A 21,912-nucleotide genomic window follows, 5' to 3' on the forward strand; every position below is an offset into this window, starting at 1 on the left:
TATCATGCAAAAACTAGTAGACGGCGTTCATCGCTTCCAAAACGACGTGTTCTCCACTCACGAGCGCTTCTTCAAGCGGCTCGTCGAGGGGCAAAAGCCCCTGGCGCTGTTCATCACCTGTTCGGACTCGCGCATCGATCCGAACATGATCACCCAGACCGAGCCCGGCGAACTATTCATCCTCCGCAATGCGGGGAACATCGTTCCCACCTACTCCAATACCAGCAGCGGCGAAGCGGCGACCATCGAGTACGCCGTCGCTGTCCTCGGCGTGCAGGATGTCATCGTCTGCGGCCACTCCCACTGCGGCGCCATGGGCGCACTGCTCGACCCGAGCCAAGTGACGAACCTCCCTTCGGTGCGTGGCTGGCTCGGCCACGCCGAGGCGACCTCGCGCATCATTCGCGAAAATTATGGACACATCACCGATCCGCAGGCGAGGCTCACCGCGACAGTCGAAGAAAACGTCCTCGTCCAACTCGAAAACCTCCGCACTCATCCCAGCGTCCTAGCCGCGATGGGACGCAACGAACTGCGGCTCCACGGCTGGGTCTATAAGTTCGAAACAGGCCAAGTCTTCGCATTCAATCCGCAAGACGGGCAGTTCGAATCGGTGGGCGACCAAGGCTTCGAACCCCGTCCGATCATGCCGCACTTGCGAGCGATCTAAACGCAGGCGACTAACCACAAAGGGCACAGAGAGCACGGAGAAGAGGGCGTCCATTGAGGCAGCCAATCTTCTTCGTGCTTTTTCTTTGTGGCCTCTGTGTTCTTTGTGGTGAGAACATTTGACGATTGCAATTCTCGAGCCGCCAATGAACAAATCTGAACCAGCCTCGCCACTGCGTTATTGGAAGCAAGACTTCCTCTCGTCGATCGTCGTCTTCTTCGTCGCCCTCCCCCTCTGCATGGGCGTCGCGCTCGCCTCCGGGGCCCCCGTGGCGGCGGGCCTCATCACCGGCATCGTCGGTGGCATCGTCGCCGGCTCGCTCGCCGGTTGCCAACTGCAAGTCAGCGGCCCCGCTGCGGGCCTCACGGTCATCGTTCTCGAAATCATCCAGCGGCTCGGTCTCGAGATGCTCGGCCTCGCCGTCCTCATTGCCGGCGTGATGCAGATCGTCGCCGGCGGACTGAAGCTCGGCCCCTGGTTCCGCGCCGTCTCGCCTGCCGTCATTCACGGCATGCTTGCGGGCATCGGCGTCCTCATCTTCGCCAGTCAGTTCCATGTGATGGTCGACGATAAACCGCGTCGCAGCGGCTTGGAAAATCTCGCGACCATCCCGCAGGCGATCTATAAGGCATTCAACGGCCCGCCGCTTGCCAGCGAAGAAGAGCGCGTCTTCCGCCGCCACGCGCTCCAGGAGATGGCCGACCTCCATCACGATCAGGTCAACATGCGGGTCCACGCCGCGGAGCTCATTCCTTACACTCACATTGCCCCAGCGAGCCCGGCGCTTGAGAACGTCGAAGAGCCGCAGCTCAGAACGCTCATCCCCGAGCAAGAACGCATTACGCAGCACCTACTGCAACTTCGCGACGAGATGGTCGCGGCCGAGGGCGCCTCGGACGGCCAGGTTCACCTCAATGCAGCCAAGGTCGCGCTCCAGGAAGCGATCGCCCGCAGCGAAGCCGCTGAGGCGGCGCTTCGTTCAGGCAAAGCGGTTGATGCAATCGCCACGCAGGAAGCCGCCGTGACCGCGATCGACGTCGCTGCCAAACGCCTAAGAAACCACCGTATCGCCGCAATCCTCGGCATCAGCACGATCTTGATCATTGTTCTTTGGCAGAAGTTTTCGCCGCGCAAGCTGCGGCTCGTCCCGGCGCCGCTGATCGCGATCGTCGCGGCGCTGCTGGCTGCGTACTTTCTGGTGCTGCCGGTGTTCTACGTTGAACTTCCCGGCAGCCTGTGGGAGGAAGTTCGCCTGCCGACGCTCACGCTGCTGCAAAACGCCCACTGGGGCGAGTTGCTGCAAACCGCGGCGCTTATCGCCATTATCGCCAGCGCCGAAACGCTGCTGTGCGCCACCGCCGTCGACCAGTTGGCGCATGGTCAACGCACGAACTACGACCGCGAACTGACCGCTCAAGGCGTCGGCAACATCATCTGCGGAACGCTCGGCGCCCTGCCGATGACCGGCGTCATCGTTCGTAGCTCGGCCAACGTGCAAGCCGGCGCCAAAACTCGCCTCTCGGCCATCCTGCACGGCGTTTGGCTCCTAGTGTTTGTGGTCGTGCTCGGCAGCCTATTGCAAATGATCCCTACCGCCAGCCTCGCCGCGGTGCTCGTCTACACCGGTTACAAGCTGGTGAACATCAAGGAAATCAAACGACTCCTGGAGTTTGGCTGGGGCGAGGTCGCCATCTACCTGGCGACGCTGATCACGATCGTTGCGAAAGACCTGCTGGTCGGCGTCGTCGTCGGCATCGCGCTCGCCGCGGCCAAGCTCCTTTACACCTTCTCGCGGCTTGGCATCAAGGTTGATCACGACAAGGCGCAGAACAGCTACCGCATGCGACTCGCCGGGGCGGCGACATTTGTGCGACTACCGAAACTGGCTGCGGCGCTCGAGCAGTTCCCCAGCGACGCGGAAGTTCAGGTCGAACTCGACCGTCTGTCGTACATCGATCATGCCTGCCTCGAATTGCTCACCTCTTGGGGCGAGCAGCACCAAGCCGCCGGCGGGCGGCTGTCGATCGATTGGGATACGCTGCGCGCCAGCGCGCAGCGCTCGTCGCCTCGCAGGAGGATAACCGGCGAACCCGAAGCAGCGTAATTGGCGCAACTTACTGCACTACCATCGGCTCACTTCGTCGCCCCTCGCCGCGGCCTGCACGTCGCTCGTCCGCGGTATCCCCTGCTGCACGCGGGCGTGTTCAGTGACATGTACCGCCTTCTCCGTCGGCTCCAGCGGCACGTGATGAATGCGGGCCTGCACCTGCGTCATCTCGGCGCCGAACAGCAGAATCAGGCACGAATAGTAAACCCATAGAATAACGATCACGAGCGACCCCGCGGCGCCGTAGCTCGAACCGAGCGAGCTGTGTCCCAAGTAGAGCCCAAACAGCAACTTGCCAATGACGAACAGCCCCGCCGTCACGAACGCCCCCAGCCACACGTCGCGCCACGCCACCTTCACATCCGGCAGCACGCGGTAAATGAGCGCGAACAGCAGCGTGATCAGCGCCAGCGATAAGAGTGATTCGATGAATTGAACCCCGACGACGTATGGCGACGCCACCCGCACCGCCGCGGCCATCGCGGCGCTCGTCACGAGCGAAATCAGCATCAGAAACCAGATCACTAGCACCATCGCGAACGCAAAGAAGCGGTCGATGATCATCTGCACGATTCCCAAGCCCGGCTTTGGCTGAACTTCCCAGATCGTGTTGAGCGAATCTTTCAGCTCCGTGAAGACGCCCGTGGCAGCGAAGATCATCGTGGCGATGCCGATGCCCGTCGCAATCGGCGTCGCCGCCCGCGGCTGGGCGTTGGCGATCAGCCCTTCGATTGCGGCCGCCCCGTCGTTGCCAATCAGGAAGGCTGCTTGTGCGAGAATCTCGCGGAGCGCTACCTCTGAGCCAAAGCTCCGCTCGGCGATCTTGAACGCGATCACCACGATCGGCGTCAGCGAGAAGACGGCGTAGAACGCGATCGCCGCTGCCATCCGCGGCACCTTGTCTTCGTGCCATTCAAAGAACGCCCCGCGCAAGACGCGCGGCAACTCGTGCAGCGTTCGGGAAGGAAACAACATCGCCGGGCCTGCCGCCTGCGGTTCGTGGGTCGTCAGGTAGACCCACAGGGGCAAACTCCGTGCCGCCACCGGGCAGATGCATGCCTGCGATGTTACGCGGCGAAAATTAGCTGCCTACGGCGTGATCCGGCAAACGAACCGCCCGGCAATCTCATACGAGTTGGCCACCTGGCGAACGCGGGTCGTTTCCAGAACGACCGGCAGCAAATTGACGCCGGCGTAAGTGAAGTCAATTGCGAGATACGGTTGCGGGATCCGTCGCGTATGAAACAGCGCCGCGCCTCCCCCGGAGACATTGAGCGTCAGCACCCGCTCCGCCGGGGCCGTGATCCGCAAATCGCCGCTGAGCGGAATCACCGTCACAGGCGCCGCGACGATATGCCGCCGCTGAGCACGCGTGTCGGTCCCCATGAATTTGCGATTGGCGAAGCACTCCACCAGTCGCATCACATCGCGCTTGCTCGCCGTTTGCGCCCCGGCGCCGAGGTGAACGTTCAGCTCGCGCATCACTTCGTGGTAGCAGATCGGCTTGGCGACGCCGCGCAGGAGCTTGCCGTCTTTCTCTTGCGGTCGCGCAAAGAAAACCGAACCGCACCGCCGGCAGAGCCACGGGCTAGCGGGCGCCGAGACGCTCGGCCGCCGCAGCATCACGGGCGTGCTGCAGCTGCCGCAACGCTCGATAGCGTCATCGAGTTCGCAGACTGCGCCGCCAACGGCGGCGTAGTCATCGTCGACGGCGGAAGTTTCGATCATCGGTAGCGGCTCGCTGCTGAGTCGTTACGGATCTCTGACGGGGAAAAGCCTGAGGGACATTGGCAAGCTTATGTCAACTTTCGCCGTGCTGCGGTTTGCCGTCGTCGATTGGATCGAGAAATGGCCGCCGCGACCGTCCGGTTGTTCCGGTGGTAACGACGCGCAGGCAAAATCCATCTCGATGATCCTCAATTCGGCGGGTACACAGGCCGTTTCTTCATTCCGCCGAAGCGCCTCTCCGTTCTCAACCCAGGTCGCGGGGCCGGGGGTCGCGCGGATCCCCGTCGAGGCATCGATTTATAGAAACCGCGGCTGGAGTGGCCGCACGGGCTTGGACGCCTTGCCTCTAGCCCCGGGCTCCGCCCGGGGGTCGGTTGCCATTCCAAAGGGCCGAGTCGCTCGTACTGCACCCCCGGGCGGAGCCCGGGGCTAGGAATGCAGCCGCGACGTTCGCCAAGTCTTAGCGGCGTCGGCGTAATCCGCAGAAAGCGGCCGCCGTGAGAAGAAGCGGCAGCGTCGCTGGCTCCGGCACCGACGCAGCAGTCGCTGCCCCAATGCTTGTGCTCACAAACCCAAAGTACTGCCGCCACAACTCCAGATCAGCGTCGTTCACAACGCCGTCGGCGTTCCCATCGGCGGCTTTCTGCTTGAGCGGGTAGTATCCCGTACTGCCATTCTCGCGCTGCCAGACCAGAAAGTCAGCGCCGTCGACCGTGCCGTTGCCGTCAAAATCGCCCGGCGGCAGCAGGTTGTCGATGATCGACCGCGCGTCGCCAATCTGTAGATCATTCAATAGCGTCGCCGCATTGTCGAGCAGGCTTTGCTTCGCGGCGTCGCCCGCATACGCCTTCCGCGCTCGATAGAGCTGAAAGACCAACTCCAGTTCCGCTTCGCCATACTCGACGCCGGTGAAATCTTGCAGCTTCAACAAATAGTCGTACCCGGTTTCAACCGTCGGTTCGAACATCGTTCCTTCGCCGAAGTCGTTCCAGGTCGCAAGCTGCACGAAGTCGAGCTTGCTCGCGTACTGGTTGGCGAGGCTCAGCGTCCGGTCGAGCACCGCACCATTGTTGTGCGGAATGTCGAACGGAATAATGTCGCCGACGCCCCCTTGGACGTAGTAGTCGTTGAAGCCAGGGAACGCGACGCCGCCATACGATCCCGCCGCCGTCGCGCGGAACTTGTAAAAGTCTTCAACGTGCTGATCGTACGTGCGGGTGGCGTCTTGATAGATCCACGCATACTCGCCGTCGGCGTTCGCTCCCGCATCGTTCCGCTCGTACCACAGCGTCTGGAAATCGACCGGCTCGCCAGCTTGTCCCAAAATCTCCGTCCATTGCGCCGGCTGCTGAAACGTGATCGGCCCAAAAACGTTCAATAGCGGGTCGTTGTCGGCGTTGATGCGAATGTAGTTCGGATCGTTGAAGTAATTGTCGCGCAGATAAGCGATGTTTGCCTTGGCCTGATTGATATTCGTCGAGAAGCGATCCTCGAGAACGACATTGTAGTCGAGACCGAAATCGTTCGTCTGGGCGATAATCGCGTTCGAACTCGTCAGCAGGTCGTTAATGTCGCCGTTCGAGCCCTGCACGCCGTACCAATTGACCATGACGCCGTCGACGCCGCTCATCTTCATCAGCAGCAGGTGATACTCGATGACGTCGGCGTCGCGAGAGGCGTACGGGCCGATCTTCGGATAGTAGTGGGCGGCGATTTGGCGACGCCCCTCCGAATCCACGACGTTGGGATTCTTGTTGTTCATCTTCCAGTGCCAGCCCCACGCACTGCCGCCGAGCGTCGCCGGGGTTTCAAACCACGGCATGTAGTGCATGTAGACCTTCGCTGGATTCGTCTTGACCGGATCGGCCGCGACGGCGACGCGCGGCGACGCTGCTAGTAGCAGCGCTGCAAACATCGACAGCGATCGGAGGAGTCGGCTCAAAGGGGCGTTGCCAATCAGAGAGGGCGCGCGGAGAGTTGAGGAGTCGTTTACCGTCGCTTCGCCGGCTCGCGCCAGCCGGCGGGAGCTTGCTTCGACAACTCCAGGTTAATCTCATTCGCCCCGGGCGCGACAGTAAATTTTAGCCCCGACGTTTCCGGCGACGCGTACCAGGCGGGCGTGATCGCCGCCCCGGCCGGCGCCGGGCCGCCCAATTCGGTCTGATTCACCGCCGGACGCTCGCGGGCTACGATCGTCACGTTGTACTCGCCCGGCTTGAGGCCCGCCTCGCGGCCGGTGTAGACCTCGTAGTTGCCCGACGCGTCGCTCATCGCGTACGACTGCGTCCCACCGCTCGCAGGGACGAACGAGATTGAACCCGAAGGAACCGGGGCGCCTTCGAGCGTAACGACGCCATCGACGGTCGCTTGGTTGCTCGTGCCGCCGCAACCGAGGAGCACGGTCGACAACATCAACGCGGGATAAACGAACGAGTTGCTGAACTGGCGCACGCCGAGCCCTCGCTAGGTTCCTGTTGCTAACTACGGCAGCCGGGCGACTTCGCCGCCGTCGCGCGTCGAGAGGGCGCGATAGCTCAGCATATCGATCCCCTCTTGGATGAACTGCACCGAGCCGTCGGCCATCACGAACTGGGCGCCTCCGGCGTGCATGCTCTTGAAGCCGCGGACCGATTTCGAAATCGTCGTATCCTTGAAACTCTCTGGGGGTAGCTGAATCGGCAGGTAGTTCAGCGGGATGCTGCAAGTCGCCCAGTCGCCGTCAGAGAAGAACGCCGCCGAGTGGTAATCGGTAAAGACGACGTTCTCGCCGGCCAGGAATGTGTTACTGCCGCCGTCGGTGATGTTTTTCATGTTCATCGGCCGCCAGATGCTGGCTCGCTGGAAGATGCCGTTGTTCGACATCGTGTTGTGAGTATCCGGCGAGCCGCTGATGTTGCTGGCGGGGGGATCGACGCCGGTGCTACAACGTTCAGCGGCCACCGAAAGCAGCGAATCGCCGATGCACCCCTTATAACTTGTCGTCGCGGTAATCGTACCTGGCTGAGTGTTCCAGTACCATTGCTGGCCATCCGACGGCGCAGCCGAGTCGTCTGAAGGGCAACTCAATATCGGAAGCTGAGTGGAAACAATTGGGCGAATCACCAAGTTGCCCATCCCAAAGCCGATGGTAGCACGGGCACGAAAGTCCACACCCGTAGGACAAACGTAATTGGCAACAATCTGAGCATGGGAAGACTGCTGCTCGATGTAAGGCAGGATGTCGACAATCCAACCCTTGCCGTTAAAGCCCGGCGCTGGTCTCGGCACGGTCTCTTGCACGACAGAATTGCTGCCGCCGCACTCGGCGGTGAAGTTGTCCCAGCCATTCACATGCGGAATACTCTGCGGAAAGCACTTCTTCGCGTCATGGTGATTCAGACAAGCCAACCCGATATTCTTCAGGTTGTTCGTGCACTGCGAGCGCCTCGCCGCCTCGCGCGCCGCTTGCACCGCAGGCAGCAAGAGCGCCACCAAGACGCCGATGATGGCGATCACCACCAGCAGTTCCACGAGCGTGAAGCCGCCGCTCCGCTGGGCAATTCGCAAACCGTTATTGATTCGTTTGGACATATGCAACTCCTCTGCAATCCCGCTTGCTCGCCATTCGCACGTTAGCGCGCGACTCGCTGCGACCGGCCAAAGCTGTACAACGCGAACCCAGCGACCGCCAACAAACCGAATGTCGCCGGCTCGGGCACGGCCGCCACAGCGGGCGCTGCCGCTCCAGTTCCGAAGTTAGCCTTCCAAGTCGCCAAGTCCGCCTGACTGAGCGCCGTCGGCGATCCGCCGCGCTGCCAGACGAGGAAGTCAGCCCCATCGACGCGGCTATCGCTGTTGAAATCACCCGGCACGCCAGCCTGCGTGATCAAACTCAGATCGTTCCAACGCACCGTGTAGGCGCCTTGCGTGCCGAACTCGCCCGGGTCGATCTGCAAATGCAAATGATCGATCGCGTTGAGATTGAGCCCGGGAGTCGTTCCGGGCGCCTCGACCCACGTCGGCGACGTAATCGGCAAGGTAAGGATGTTGTTGCCGAGCAATTGGCCAAACCAGGCGTAGTTGTTACGAGTGCCGTCCGAATCGACGAGCGTGATGATCGGTCCCAATTTAGCCTCGGCGGCCGGCGGTCCTTCGAGCGTCACATCGAGCCGAATGTGCGTGTTGCCGGCGCCTTGAATCGGCGACGCGCCGATATAGGCCCAATTGCTGCCGTAACCTGTGGCGGTAACGTTGTAGCTCGTGGCGCCATAGTCGATTACCGCCGAAGGCGATTTCCACGAGGCGTAGAGGTCGTTTTCGAAGTAGAAGCCTAAGTCGAAGCTAGTAATCTGCACATCGGCTCGCGCCGTTCCGCCCTGCGACAACGACAAGCAGGCGGCCGCGCCGATAGCGATGAGAGTGAGCAGGTTCTTCATGTGAGTCGCATCCCCGTCTCGTAGAATCCCGAACTTGTTTTGCAACAACGGCGCGCCGTGCACTGCGTGCCCCCAGCAGCAGTGCACGGCGGCCGCCGATGAGTCCTACTGCTTCGCCCGTTGGCGGCGGCAACCCAGCACCAAGGCCCCGGCGCACGCGGCCAGCGTCAACGTCGCCGGCTCAGGCACCACGTTGGTCAACCGCAGGTTTTGCCATTGGATTGTGTACTGCCCTTGCGATGCAAAACCGCCCGGATCGAGTTGCATGTGCATGTGCGTGAGCGTGTTGAGGTCGAGCCCTGGCGTCGAACCCGCCACGGCAGTCCACGTCGGCGAATCGACAGGCATCGTCAATACGTGGCTGCCCAACGTTTGTCCGTACCAAGCGTAGTTGACGTGCGTGCCGTCGCCGTCGATGAGGCCGATGATCGGGCCCAGCATGCCGTCGGCAGCCGCAGGGCCGCTCAAGTTGACGGTCAGCTCGATCGTGTTGTTGCCGGCGCCGACGATCTCCGGAAAACCGATGTACTTGTAATTGCTGCCGTAGCCCGTCGCCGTGATGTTGTAGCTCGTGGGGCCGGAGACGACCGTGCTCGACGGCAGCGCCCACGACGGATAGAGCGCGTCGGAAACGAAGTTATCGAAGTTGGTAATCAGCGCATCTGCCTGGGCGACTCCCGACAGCAACATACTGCCAAGCGCTGCCATCAAGGCGCAGCGACGCAAAGACTTCATCATTGGATCTTTCTCCCTTCGAAGGTGTTCAAGAGTGATGAGAGGAGTGTTGACGGAAGAGGTCGAGACGCGATCAATCGCGTCTGGAAATGAAAAACGTTGGTATCAGCCGAACGAGGTCAAACCGCCGCCAATTGCACACGCAAATGAGAGCCGATGCGACGAATAGCGAGCGAGAACTTGGAGGAAAAGAGTCGACTTAAAATTTTCGATCAAGACGATATCGGAGAAGTAGGTTGCCTCATCCTTGCAACCTGTAGCGTTCATGCTATGCTAAGAAAAAGAGGGTGTCAACGGTTCTATCGCTCTTTTCTGAGATACGCTTTCTACGGCCGCCGCGTAGCTACGCCGTCGGCATTAGCCGGTTGTTTCGCAGGAACGCCCGGCAGCCGCACATTGCAAATTCACTCACGCCCGCTGCGACGCTAGCGGTCCCGTGAGTTGCCAACCCCGAATTAACGAGCACCGAACTTATTCCGCCTTTCGCGACGCACGCATGCCCGCCCCAGCCAAATACACGGAGGTGATGTCCGTCATCCAGCGTCGCATCGACGAAGGCGACTACCTGCTTAGCAGCATCCCTGGCGAGAGGAAGATCGCCGAGGATACCGGCGTTAGCTATATGACGGCTCGCCGGGCCGTCTCTGAATTACTTGAGCTGAAAGTGCTCACTCGTCATCCGTCCGGCGCCCTCGACGTCCACCCGTCGTACGCCAAGCGGACCCGCCCTGCGGAGGTAGTGCTCCTCTATCCCGCCTATGCGTCAACCTACCTGACGCAGCTTCGCGGTATGGTCTCTGAGTTCGCCGACGAACGCGAAGTCCGCCTGCGGCCGGTGCAGTTCGTCCACTGGGATGAAAGCACTATCGTCGAAGCAGCCGCCCAGGCTCGCGGCGCGATCGTCATTCCGTCCGGCGAACCGATTCCGCCGCGGCTGATCGATGCGTTCAAAGCCAAAAAGATCGTGATGCTCGACGGCGATTACTCCGACGTCGGCATCAGGTCGATCCGCCTCTTCTCGCAAGCCAGCATCCAGAAGGTGCTTAACCACCTTTACGACCTGGGGCACCGGCAAATCGATTGCGTCAACACCCAGAACCAAAACGCCGAGATTCGCCGCCGCATCGAAATCTGGCGGCAATGGATCGAACGCAAGGGAATCGCCGGTCGCCTGTGGGACAACCCCGCCGCTCCCTACACCGACCCGACGATCGCCGCCTACAAGCTAATGTCGCGACTGCTCGACAACGGCCAGGTTGAAGCAACAGCCCTTGTCGGCACCACTTGCCCTGCCGCCATCGGCATGATGCGTGCGAGTTGGGAACGGGGCGTGCATGTCGGCAAAGAACTTTCGATCTGCGCGATGAACATCGAACCGCCGGCCGAGTTCTTCTGCCCGTCGATCACTGGCCTGCAAATGCCGAAGCTCGCCGGAGTGCTGGGGGCCTGCTTCGATTGGATCTTCGGCCCCGATCAGTTCGACGGAGCCAAACTGCTCGAACCCAAAAGCGCCGCGCTATTTGAGGGCGAATCAACCCGCCGCCCCACCGTCGCTCCCATCGCGAAGAAGTAATCGCCTGGCGAAGGCGTATTTAGCGACAACTTCCCGCGACTGATGCCCTCTTGAGAGGGATATCAGCCTGTACAGAAGACGGGCGACCGTCATATAACACGGACCACCCGTGGCTGATGATGACTATCCGGTTTCCATCGCGGCGCCCGGATGCTGGCGCCCATTCCCTCTCACCAGGCGCTGGGGAAAACCCTTCAACCCGCCTTTTCCCGGCAAACTACGCTATTTGCTGGGCAAAACGCCCGTTGTCGAACATATTCGCGAGCTAGCTTACTCGTCTTTTCTCTTGTCATTGCGCATTTGTTTGCAGCGCTTCCCGCAAAAATCACGCCCCAGCCGCCGTTTGGCACGTCACTGGCATAAGGGGGCCGGCCGAGAGCGAGGCCCCGCCTTGCCGTGCGAGGCCATAACGAGGAATGAATCGATGCCAGTGATCGGGCGCCAACGCCGCCTTTCCGGGTTTACGTTAGTCGAACTGCTGGTCGTGATCGCCATCATCGGCGTCCTCGTGGCGCTGTTGCTGCCAGCCGTGCAAGCCGCCCGCGAGGCCGCCCGCCGCAGCCAATGCTTGAACAACTTTAAGCAGCTTGCGCTGGCGATGCAGAATCATCACGACGCGTTCCGCTACCTGCCGGTCGACATTAACGGTCCGCCGTCGCAAGTGAAGCATCGCTCACAGATGTACATTCAACTCCTGCCTTTCATGGAAGGCTCAACGGTCCGCGCGGCATATGACTTCACCGTCGCCCCAACAGCCACGAAGAATCTTGAGTTACTCTCACGGCCGGAGCCGATGCTCCACTGCACCAGCGATGAATCGCAAATCCATGCTGCTGGCGGAAAAGATAAAGGAGGTGATCGCAAATCGAATTACGGATTCAACTACGGTTACGGCACATTCTCCCAACTTGCCGTCGATGCCGCCCGTCGCGGACCGTTTTGGGCGAATCCTAGCCTCGCTGTTCCCGGCATGACGGCCAGCCAAGCCCAGATGGAATTCTGGCGTTTCGGCAAAGATCCGAACGCAACCAACAAGGAGCAAGATAACTCCGGGCAACAGATCAACTTCAAGCAGATCAGCGATGGTCTGAGCAACACGTTCCTGCAGTTGGAGATGCGCCAAGTTCCATCCGTAGAATCGGACGACGCGGATCGACGTTCGCGGGTGTGGATCTTCGCGCCGGGCTCATATCAAATCATGACCCGGATGGCCCCGAATTCCGCAGCGCCTGACGTCACTGTCTGCTCCCTAGACAACGGCCATTTAGCGCCCTGCTTGCCCAAGAAAGGCGCCGCCAATCAGGGACAGTATGTCTTAGCGTCTCGCAGCACTCATGCAGGCGGCGTCAACGCCTCGAAGTGCGATGGCTCGGCCGAGTTCATCAGCGACGGCGTCGATCTCGCCATCTGGCGCGCCCAAAGCACCATCGCCGGCGACGATCCGCCGCTCTACGCGAACGACGCCGAAGGCAACGGCCAGTAGCCGAGCGTCCCCCATCTCTCTGCAAACTAGTCATCAGTCACCACTCGCCAGTCACTACCCAGGATCCTCCCCTCATGCGTCGTCCCCTTCTCTCGCCCGCACTCATCGCTCTGCTCACTGGATGGCTCGCTGGCGTCGCCGTCACGCCCGCCCAAGCCATTACGATCACCGGCCGTGGCTTCTCGAACCACAGCCACGACCAGTTCAGCACCACGACTTCCGCCGGCTCGCCGTTCTTCACCGGCTCGACCAACTCCACCGACGGCACCCAATACACCATCGGCCCGTCGAATGGGCTTACCGGCAGCATTCGCACCCCGAATGGCCCCGGCTCCTCACCCACGGGGTCGAGCACGACGGTCAGCGGCCACGTCACGATCACTGGCAACGCCACATCCGTCGGCGCTGATGCCACGGCCGATACGGCCGACGACTGGCTTAACGGCAATGGGGTTCCCACCGGCGTGACGCTGAGCTACGACATTCTGTTTACCATTGCGTCGGCCAACGGCATGAACCTCATCACCGCCAACGGCAACACCGGCAACGGGTTGGCGATCGCCAACACCGCCAACCAAAACTACGGAAATCTCGACGCCGGTGAACAGCTGAACTTCAGCGCAATCACTGCCAGCAACTTCGTGTGGGGCGGAACGCCGACGGGATTGTTCAGTTTCACGCCGATTTCCACCGGGACCACTCGCTTCACGGCTTTCCGTTCGAATAGCCTCGACATCGGCACGGAAGGCGCCACCCTGTCCGATGGCACCAACACGTGGGGATTCGGCACCTCCACCGGCACGGTCGTCAGCAATATCCCGATCACCAACACGCTCAGCGCGACGTTTAGCCCCGCGGGCGGCGACGTGCCGCTGACCCTGAAGACTGACGTCGGCGCATGGGCGCTCAAGGGTTTCCAACTCAGCACGCCGATCTCGTATGAAATCACCGCCATTGCACCGCCAGTCAACGCCGACTTCAACGCTGACACGTTCGTCGACGGCGCCGACTTCCTGATCTGGCAACGCGGCTTCGGCCTCGCTACCGGCGCCCTGCTCGGCGATGGCGACGCCAACGGCGACGGAGCGGTGAACGATCTCGACCTCGCGGCTTGGAGCGCCAACTTCGGCGTCGGCTCGACCCCGCCAATCTCCGCCGTACCCGAGCCGACCGCGATTGCGCTAGCCGCCACGGCTCTAGCCGCCGCAATGTTCGCACGGCGACGATCTTAAGTCGACTCGCTTCGTCAGTCGTAATTCATGCAACGCGAGCGACAGCCACCGCAATCGCGGTGGCTGTCGTCGTTTACACACGCCGAGAGAGTGCGCACTGCAACAAAGATCGAATTGCATTTCTCAAGGCAGTCGACGTGACGGACATCGTCATGGCCGAGATATCCGCAGCAGTCAATGCTGGAGCGGAGGCTCGATTGAGGAATCCCGCGAAACTGCATGCCGTAGAATTCGCATCTTCTGAACTCTGCCTTAACAGTTGGCGTCTATCCTCCAGCTAACGCAGTGCATCTGGCAAACGCCCAGCGAACCGTCAAATCGCCGCGTTTCACTCTTCGCATTAAATCCTCCAGCGAGCATGCGACCTCGCTGGAGCGATCGATTTTCTTCCGCTGAGGCTCCGCATGAGCGTTTGCAAAGACTGTTACGATACGGGTTGCTGCCGTGCATGCGGCGGGCGTGGATCAAAACCTTGCCTTGGCCCGCGCGGATCAAAACGCCAGTGCAGCGTCTGCATCGGCTCGGGCGAATGCACCGAGTGCCGAGGATTCGATCCGGTGAACCCGGTTTACCTCTATGCCAGAGCGCTGCTGCAGATGACTACTGCAGCGCCGTTTTCAGCGCCTCCAAACTACGCCTTAACCTCTTTGAAGTAGCGTTCAGCTGCGCCGTTTCGCCGTTCCCTCTCCGACCTTGTTTTGGGAACTCCTCCAGCGAAACGCGCCGCGTTGCTCAGCGCGGCGGTTTCTGGGGTTCGTGCCAATCGCAATCTCAGGGGCCGCCACGCTGTTTGCAGGCGGGTGAAGGCCGTGAAGAAAGCGGCGAGTCACTGGCAGCCCGCTTTCTTGGGCTTCGGCGATTCGCGAGAGTTCTTCATATTCGCCGCTTATGCTTGCATTCAGCTGAGCTCGACATCGGCCGCCGCCCCGGTGGACCGGCCCGTCGCAGCGATCTTTTCACACCGCGAGGGAGCCATGCAAGCACTAGTCGATCCAGCAGCGACGATCACTGACGCCATCTTCGTTCCGTTCCTCGGGCAAGTGCTCGATGTTCAATCGAGGGACGAAGCGAAGTTCATCGCTCAAGTAAGCGCCGACCTACGGGCCGCTGACTTCGCTTTGCTGTCGCCCGCTGAATTTCAACGTCTCATGGACGCCGTCACCTCCTCGGCGTCGGAAGAAATGACGGCCCGAATTTGGGAACGCGCGGCAGCAGTAAGACGCGGCGAATTGTAATCAGCTTACGATTAGGTTGGGCCTCCGCCGTGTTGTTAGGCCGCGCCCTCTTTTGCACTCGTAATCGCCGCGCTCGGCGACATACTCGGCATCGCCGGCAAATTGTTCAACCACTTGTTTTATTCAACTAAGCGATACCCGTGTCCGCGCACCGTTTCGATCTGCCTTCCGGCGACTCCGAGACGTCGGCGAAGATGGTGAATATGCGACTTGATCGATCCGTCGTCTAGATTGCCGCCTTGCTCGGCAACGATCCCGCGCAGTTGTGTGCGCGTGAACGTGCGATCGGGCTGGCTGGCCATTGCGTAAAGCAGCATGAACTGGATGCGAGTCACTTCAACCGCGCTGCCGTCGACTTCGACGCGGAATCGCTCGGGATCGATCATGATGTCGCCAACATGGGCGGGCAGTTTCCTTTCGCGTTCTCGCTCCGTGCTTTGCCGACGGTAAGAACGTAATACGGCTTCGAGTCTCGCGAGGAGCACGCGTGGTTCGAGGTGCGGGCCGGTAATGTAATCGTCCGATCCGGCCCGTAGGCAACGGACCGCGTAATCAGGATCGAACGTCGATGCGAGCAGTACCACCGGCAGTGGCGGCCGCAAGTCTTCGTCCGTGAGCGACTTCATTTCGCGGCTTAGCCTCGACGGCGTTTTGTCGTCGACCTCGTGAACGACGGCGAGGGCGAAGACCTCGATCCGCAGCAAACGCAATGCTTCGTTGGCGCTCGAAACCGCAGCGACGCGGTATCCTCCTTTCGCGATCAACTCGCGAAAGTGAGTTCGGGTGGGCGAACTGGACGCCACCAGCAGCACCGACTTAGTTGCATCAGACTCACTCTCGGCCATCGATAGTTGACGCCCTGCAACTTTGCCAAGGCGTTCTTGGGCGTCCGTCACATGCGATATGCGTTCGTTGTACGCTTCTCCCCGGCCAGCTGCCGGAATCGAAGCGTACGCATGCAGAAGTCCTGTCGCTGACGTCTTGTCAGACACTACCGGCGCCATATTCAGGAAGCCTTATAACGTGTGGGCCGCCTCGCAAGGAGAGATTCATGAGAGTGTAATCGACGCTTGGTTGCGATTGCGCGAAGAGTCTGTTAATGAACGCCGAGCCTGCTGCGTTCACTAATTTGCTTAAGGGATCGTGATTTCGTGGGACTGCTTACCTGAGACAACTTCGCGCTTCAGCGGGGTCGATCCAATTGACATGTATTCTGCGGGTAAGCGCATTCTGAGGTTGCGCCCTGTTGCGGATTCTGCGAGGCGCCGGTCGGTGACGACGATTGGATGCCAGCCGACGGCTGCGCCTCGTTGCATCGAGCCGATGTCGTCATCGTAGAACTGCAGCTGAAAGCGGCCTTGGTCGTCCGTCTCCGCCGTCGAAGAGGGGCCTTTACCGTCTTGGGAGCCGTCGGGTGCGTATTCGACCCGAATGCCGTCGCCAGGGCGGCCGTTAATCGTCACAACGCCTTCGACTTCAGCGATCTCGTACTCGCGGTCGCTACAGCCGCAGGAAATGGCGGCAATCGCTATCGCGATAACGAACGGTCGTTGGAAGGTCGTGCACGGCGTCGCCAATTTCACGGATCGTCTCGCTAATGGTTGAATTCAACTTCAATCACTTAGGGGCTGGATTGCACGATCTCTTCGCCCGCCCGCGTGGAGAGCCCGACGAGCGTCACTTGGTCGATCGCGTCGGCGATGAAACGGACGGAGCTGTCGCAGAACGCAAATGTCACGCCGCCGACATGGCCGCTGCCCCAACCATTGAAGCGGCGATCCTGAGCTTGGATGTCGTTCGGCGAGCTCGTGTAGTGACGAGCCGTTTGGTTGATGGGCACGGCCGATGATCCAAAAATGTGAGCGGTCCCTTTCATACCGCCAGTCCAAGCCCATGCGGAGACCTGATGCATCTTCAACCCGCTGTTGCCGCTGGTCCAACTATCGAAGAACTCGTCGTAGTGAAACTTCTCGCCAAACATGAGCGTCGAAGAGGTTCCGTCCGTCACGGCTGCGATTCTCACCGGCGGGAGATTGCGATGGTCGTCTGCCAACACGTGCAGGCCGGTGGTTAACGTGGCGTCTGGCCCCGTGAGAAAAAAGATGCCGCTGGGGCGAATGCGGAATTGCGAGTACTGCGTGTAGTACGAGCCCTCGCCGTAATTGCCGGCGTAGCTAGTTCCAGAGTAGTAGCCGGTAGCGGCGCCGGCGGCCGTTTGCGCAGGAAAGGCCTGCGGAGCGCCGCCTGGCAGCAGATAGGGGTTCTCTGCAAACTGATCCGACGGACAGACGAAGCTCGGAATGAGCGTAGCCGCGAGCGAGGTAGCGACACTGTTTGTAATGCTCTTCGATGGGAACTGGCCCGCACCAGTCGGGTTGAAATCCCACTTCTGGTAGAGAGCGTTTTGCTCAACATAAGGAAGCAGCCGCACGAACATCGTCGCTCGGGTTGTGTTCAGCCCGGGCATCATCTCCATGCCAAGCGGGAATTCATTCTTCGCGCCGTGATAGTCCTGCGCGGAGATAGCCAGCTGGCGGATATTATTCGCGCACTGAGAGCGGCGCGCCGCTTCCCGCGCCGCCTGGACGGCTGGCAGCAACAGCGCGATCAGTACGCCGATGATAGCGATGACGACTAACAGTTCGACGAGCGTGAATCCAGGGCACGGGTACGGCTTCTCGCCACCGCGACGGCGAGTGTTGTTACGATTGGCTTTCAATCTTTTCCCCATAGCGAAGCGCCTCTGCGAATCGTAAGTTCGATCGTGAGCGACTTGGCAGCGCTAACACCGCACGGCGCACGCGTCGCGCAAGCCCGCGATTGGAAATGGCAGCTCGCATACGACCACTGCACCGTTACCGCAACAATTGTGTCAGGCGGTAGGTCGCAAAATGGTCCAAGCTTGATCAATATTCAGAGAGAACGCCGATTTGCTCGCGCACGATGCCGCGAATTGTCCGGCGATGCGACCACGCGGCGGATGCCGCCATGAAGATTGCCAATACGACCGCTTGAGGTTCAGGTACGGTCGTGGCAACTACGGTTGCCGCCCCAGCTTGTCCCTTCCAGATCACTAGGTCGGCCGCATCGATGAGGCCGTCGCCATTCGCGTCGCCGTCGGGTGCTCCGCCGGCGCCTCCGAAACCTCGTTGCCAGACGAGAAAATCGGCGCCATCCACAAGCCCGTCGTTGTTGAAATCCGCCGATTGAGTCGCCGCAGCCACCATGCCGGTCAGCGACAAAGTCAGCGGAGCGACCGACGCCGCGCCCGGCAGATTCTCATCGGAGAAGTTCAACGTGTAAGTCGCCGAGAACGCCCCCAACGTCGACGTGCTCAGCGATGCGGAGAAATTGTTGCTGTTGGCGGCCACCAACGCCGTGAAGCTCGCGAGGGTCGTTGAGAATGCGGCTACGTTGCCGGCGCCGCTCACTCCATCGAGATCCAAACCGGCCGTAAACCCGCTGTTGGCGCCCAGGTTGAAGAGATCAAAGCTAAACACAGGGGCGGCGCTTCCTAGTGCCACCGTACCAAAGTCATATGCGAGATGATTGACGTCGCTCACGCCGTTGAACGACGGATTGGCGTGATCGAGCACGCTCAGTTTGGTCGTGATCACGTCGTTAGCGTCGTTGGCGCCGACGCCGAGGCCGCCCTGCGTCGTGATGTCGAGGTTGTCGATCGTCACTTGGCCATTTTTGAGGCCGGGAGTTGCAGTGCCGCCGGTCACGCCGATGCTGACGACCTTGGAGTCGGTCGTCGAGTTGTGGAAGGCGTTGTAGCGGCCCGTTAACGAACTAGTCGCATTGCCCGTAGGCGTCACTTGAAAGTAGGTGCCGTCGAGGCCGGCTTTGTTAAGCGTCACCGAGCGATTCGCAGGAACCGCGGCACCCACGAGGACGCGACCAAAATCGAGATCGAGGGCCGATCCGCCGCCGCCCGTGGAAGTTCCTCCCTGAATCGAAATACTACTATCATTCATCTGGTCGACGAACACCGACCACACAAACTCTGGGTGATCGACGTACGGGTTCCGATTCTTCTGAGCGTAAGAGTTCGTGATTGCCGGGCTATTCTCGCCAGCGAGTCCATAGATGGCATGGTTTCGACGTTGCTCGAACGCATCCGGAACGTCGCGGAAATGGTAGTTGAGCAGCGACGAGAGGTCGCCCATCTGCGTCCCCGACGGCGTATTGTCCGTCAATGTCAACTGGCTGTAGCGCGTCGCCATGTAGAACTGGGCGCGAGCTACGTCGCCGGCATCTGCATCGCCAGGGTAGAAATACGCCCCGTTGTTGCCATAGGCGCCGGTCTTGCTGTCAGTACCGAAGGGCGCATTACCACGAGAAGAGTTGATGCTCGGGTTCGCTGGACGCAGGTTAAACTGGTCGCTTGCCGCGCTAGTGGTCGAATTGCTGGGATCGCCGACGCCCAAGCGAGAGACCGGCCAGATATGCTCGCGATTCCATGTCGCTCCCTCATCCCATGTGGCTGCAACTGACGCCCGGTTATAGATCAGTAGAATCTTGTTGGGAGAATTGGGATCCGCATCAGTCGCCAGCGCCGAGTAACGAGCATTGCCGTAGTTGATGCCGGTCATGCTGCTGACGATGGTCTGCAGCTGGCTTTTAAGAGTCGCGCCCGTGCCGGTCGCCGAGTTGTAGTAGCTCGCCGGCGGATTGTATTGCGCGTGGGCGGCGGCAACAGTTAAGCAAACAAGGGCGAGGAACGTAACGATAGCGCGGAACCGGCAAATGAACATAGCGAACTACAATGCTCCAAAACGTGAGGCGTCGACGCGGTCGACGTCGTGCGTGGCAATGATCTAATCGGCGCATTGCCCAGCACTGATCCGAAAAACGCGGGAAATCGCACTAAAGAAAACGCCGCCGCACGCATTGCTGAGTGCGGCGGCGTTCAAGAAATCAAAGCTGCAGGCTATGCCAGCATCCGTCGGCAGCGGAGCAATGCCACGCAACCGGCAAGCCCCATGACAAACGTCGACGGCTCGGGGACGCCGACCGTGCCGGTCAACTGCAGCGTCAGCTGCTGAGCGCCGAACGAACTGGCGCCGGCTATGCCGTCGGCATCCGAGAATCCGAGCGTGTATGTCGTCGAGTACGTGCCGAGCGGAGCATTGGCATCGAAGGACGCGAGGAAGTCGAAGGCGTTCGCTTGTCCCGCAGCGCGGTTTGTAAACGCTCCACTGACCAAGTCGGCCGATAGCACGCTCTGGTCGCCGCTGCCAAGCACTGAATCGAGGTCAAGCCCCGCCGTGTAGTCCAACGTCTGCAGCGCGTTGTAGATCGCGTCGCCAAGCGCATGAACGCCGCTTCCCTGGAGCAGCGTGCCGAAGTCGAGCGTCAGCGTCGTGCCGGCATTCGACAAGAAAGCGGCGGCGCTGGGATCGAACGCCGTAGCGACGTAGTCGACTGCCGTGCCCTGCACCGCTTCGCCAGCGAGACCTTCGCCCGTCACAGCAAGGGCGACGCTGCCGCTTTTGGCGCCAGCCGTGGCAAACGTTCCGGCAACGCCGCGAGGCGTCGAGTCCGCCGAATCGTCGAACAGCTGCGTAGCGGCGGCCGCTACCGTGACGAAACCATCGGTCGCCGAACCGCCGTCGAGCGTCACGCGGGTGTTGTTATTGTCGTCGCCCGTGGTGGTGACGGTCGTAAGTTGCGACGGAGTCGCGGCGCCGACGATCACGCTTCCCAGATCGACCTGCGAGGCGGCGAGCACGCGGTTCGCCACGACAGTCGCTGAAACGGCGACTGCATCGTTAGGATCTGCTGAGCCTTGGCCGGCGGCAGCGCTCGTAGCAGCCAAATTGTCGACTGCCACGGAGAACGCTTTGAGCCCGGTGCTGGCGGAACCATTGGCGTTGTTCTGCAGCTGCAGCGAGACGTTCTCACTCTGACTGCCGCTGGCAATCGCTCCGTCCGCGGTCACGACGACGCCGCTGTTGTTCGGCGTCGCCGCATAGGTCGTCGCATCGCTGCCGATTTTGCTGAGATTGAAATTGATCGACGGCGTTTGCCCGACCATCACGCGACCAAACGACTGCGGAACAGGGCCGGTGATGACCGAGTTGTTTCCCGTCGCCACGGCGGCAATCGCCGCATCGAACGAAAAATCGTTGATGCTGAACGTTCCCGCGGCATTCGTCGTCCCCCAGGCGTAGAGGCGGAACGTGATCGGGGCGACGACGGAGTTCAACGTCGCGGAAGCCAAGCTCAGATTAAAAGCTTCGGCCGTCCCTGATCCGCCGATGGAGCCTGCGACGAGGTCCGCTCCATAACCGTCGAGCGAGGATCGCAGCGAGTAGGAGCTAGGCCCGGTGCTCGACCGCTGCCAATTGCCGGTCAACGACGCGAAGTCGATGGAAAACCCGCTCGATGGCGTGAGCGTCCAATCGAAGTAAGCCGTGTTGTCGAGGCTAGCCGAATTCCAGGAGTTGGCGGCGTAGCGGTCGTTGGCGCTCGAGCCCGTGGCGCCCGCACCATGGCCAATACCCGAAGCGGACAAATTGGCCGCCACCGTTTGCCCGGTCGTGTAGGGGCTCACTAGTCCCGGATTGGAACCTGTAATCGGATTGCTGTGGACCACCGCCGCACTGGCTGGGGCAGCGAGCCCCAGCGCGGCAAGGGCCGCGAGCGCGTACCGAACTTTTAGTTTCATTAGACAAACCCTTCCAAAGATGTTTAGGCGATGCTGGAAATTTGAATTGGGGTTTCAA

At 60.9% G+C, this 21,912-nt stretch carries 18 protein-coding genes; 6 read left to right on the plus strand and 12 right to left on the minus strand.

All coding sequences use genetic code 11. The features are described 5' to 3' along the window. Positions 1-4 precede the first annotated feature (4 nt). On the plus strand, positions 5-670 hold the full coding sequence (locus tag ACQY7R_RS16425; RefSeq protein WP_428306653.1) for a carbonic anhydrase: 666 nt from the start codon (positions 5-7) through the stop codon (positions 668-670). A 145-nt stretch (positions 671-815) separates the two neighbouring features. Continuing rightward, the gene (locus ACQY7R_RS16430) at positions 816-2,774 is read left to right on the plus strand and encodes a SulP family inorganic anion transporter (protein ID WP_428306654.1); all 1,959 of its coding nucleotides are present in this window, start codon (positions 816-818) and stop codon (positions 2,772-2,774) included. An 18-nt stretch (positions 2,775-2,792) separates the two neighbouring features. Here ACQY7R_RS16430 and ACQY7R_RS16435 read toward each other — a convergent pair whose 3' ends face one another. From ACQY7R_RS16435 to ACQY7R_RS16465, 7 genes are all read right to left on the minus strand, one after another. Beyond that, positions 2,793-3,821: a YihY/virulence factor BrkB family protein gene (locus tag ACQY7R_RS16435; RefSeq protein WP_428306655.1), complete on the minus strand. Its 1,029-nt coding sequence runs from the start codon at positions 3,819-3,821 to the stop codon at positions 2,793-2,795. 45 nt (positions 3,822-3,866) lie between these two features. After that, the gene (locus ACQY7R_RS16440; protein WP_428306656.1) at positions 3,867-4,505 is read right to left on the minus strand and encodes a hypothetical protein; all 639 of its coding nucleotides are present in this window, start codon (positions 4,503-4,505) and stop codon (positions 3,867-3,869) included. 460 nt (positions 4,506-4,965) lie between these two features. Further along, a complete protein-coding gene (locus ACQY7R_RS16445; protein WP_428306657.1) occupies positions 4,966-6,447 on the minus strand; it encodes a glycoside hydrolase family 99-like domain-containing protein in 1,482 nt (493 codons plus the stop codon). Between the two features lie 47 nt (positions 6,448-6,494). Continuing rightward, positions 6,495-6,956, minus strand: a complete 462-nt coding sequence (locus ACQY7R_RS16450) for a carboxypeptidase-like regulatory domain-containing protein (protein WP_428306658.1) — start codon at positions 6,954-6,956, stop codon at positions 6,495-6,497. Positions 6,957-6,986: 30 nt separating this feature from the next. After that, positions 6,987-8,075, minus strand: coding sequence for a DUF1559 domain-containing protein (locus ACQY7R_RS16455; RefSeq protein WP_428306659.1), 1,089 nt, complete (start codon positions 8,073-8,075; stop codon positions 6,987-6,989). Positions 8,076-8,116: 41 nt separating this feature from the next. Further along, positions 8,117-8,920, minus strand: coding sequence for a hypothetical protein (locus ACQY7R_RS16460; RefSeq protein ID WP_428306660.1), 804 nt, complete (start codon positions 8,918-8,920; stop codon positions 8,117-8,119). Positions 8,921-9,025: 105 nt separating this feature from the next. Beyond that, positions 9,026-9,658, minus strand: coding sequence for a hypothetical protein (locus ACQY7R_RS16465; RefSeq protein ID WP_428306661.1), 633 nt, complete (start codon positions 9,656-9,658; stop codon positions 9,026-9,028). 493 nt (positions 9,659-10,151) lie between these two features. Between ACQY7R_RS16465 and ACQY7R_RS16470 the strand changes: the two genes are divergently transcribed. The 4 genes from ACQY7R_RS16470 (at position 10,152) to ACQY7R_RS16485 (ending at position 15,178) form a co-directional block, all read left to right on the plus strand. Then, positions 10,152-11,228, plus strand: a complete 1,077-nt coding sequence (locus tag ACQY7R_RS16470; protein WP_428306662.1) for a substrate-binding domain-containing protein — start codon at positions 10,152-10,154, stop codon at positions 11,226-11,228. 424 nt (positions 11,229-11,652) lie between these two features. Next, positions 11,653-12,711 carry a DUF1559 domain-containing protein gene (locus tag ACQY7R_RS16475; RefSeq protein ID WP_428306663.1) on the plus strand — a complete coding sequence of 353 codons (1,059 nt, stop codon included), beginning with the start codon at positions 11,653-11,655 and terminating at the stop codon, positions 12,709-12,711. Between the two features lie 74 nt (positions 12,712-12,785). Beyond that, positions 12,786-13,943, plus strand: coding sequence for a hypothetical protein (locus tag ACQY7R_RS16480; protein ID WP_428306664.1), 1,158 nt, complete (start codon positions 12,786-12,788; stop codon positions 13,941-13,943). Positions 13,944-14,917: 974 nt separating this feature from the next. Continuing rightward, positions 14,918-15,178, plus strand: coding sequence for a hypothetical protein (locus tag ACQY7R_RS16485; protein ID WP_428306665.1), 261 nt, complete (start codon positions 14,918-14,920; stop codon positions 15,176-15,178). Positions 15,179-15,297: 119 nt separating this feature from the next. On the opposite strand, the gene ACQY7R_RS16490 is transcribed toward ACQY7R_RS16485, so the two are convergent. From ACQY7R_RS16490 to ACQY7R_RS16510, 5 genes are all read right to left on the minus strand, one after another. Further along, the gene (locus ACQY7R_RS16490; RefSeq protein WP_428306666.1) at positions 15,298-16,170 is read right to left on the minus strand and encodes a response regulator transcription factor; all 873 of its coding nucleotides are present in this window, start codon (positions 16,168-16,170) and stop codon (positions 15,298-15,300) included. 141 nt (positions 16,171-16,311) lie between these two features. Continuing rightward, on the minus strand, positions 16,312-16,761 hold the full coding sequence (locus ACQY7R_RS16495; protein WP_428306667.1) for a hypothetical protein: 450 nt from the start codon (positions 16,759-16,761) through the stop codon (positions 16,312-16,314). A gap of 38 nt (positions 16,762-16,799) precedes the next feature. Continuing rightward, positions 16,800-17,897, minus strand: a complete 1,098-nt coding sequence (locus tag ACQY7R_RS16500) for a DUF1559 domain-containing protein (protein ID WP_428306668.1) — start codon at positions 17,895-17,897, stop codon at positions 16,800-16,802. A 187-nt stretch (positions 17,898-18,084) separates the two neighbouring features. Continuing rightward, positions 18,085-19,938, minus strand: a complete 1,854-nt coding sequence (locus tag ACQY7R_RS16505) for an endonuclease (protein WP_428306669.1) — start codon at positions 19,936-19,938, stop codon at positions 18,085-18,087. A gap of 176 nt (positions 19,939-20,114) precedes the next feature. Then, complete coding sequence (locus ACQY7R_RS16510) at positions 20,115-21,854, minus strand: hypothetical protein (RefSeq protein ID WP_428306670.1); 1,740 nt, start codon at positions 21,852-21,854, stop codon at positions 20,115-20,117. Positions 21,855-21,912 lie beyond the last annotated feature (58 nt).

It is taken from the genome of Lacipirellula sp. (assembly GCF_965279485.1).
Lineage (GTDB): Bacteria > Planctomycetota > Planctomycetia > Pirellulales > Lacipirellulaceae > Lacipirellula.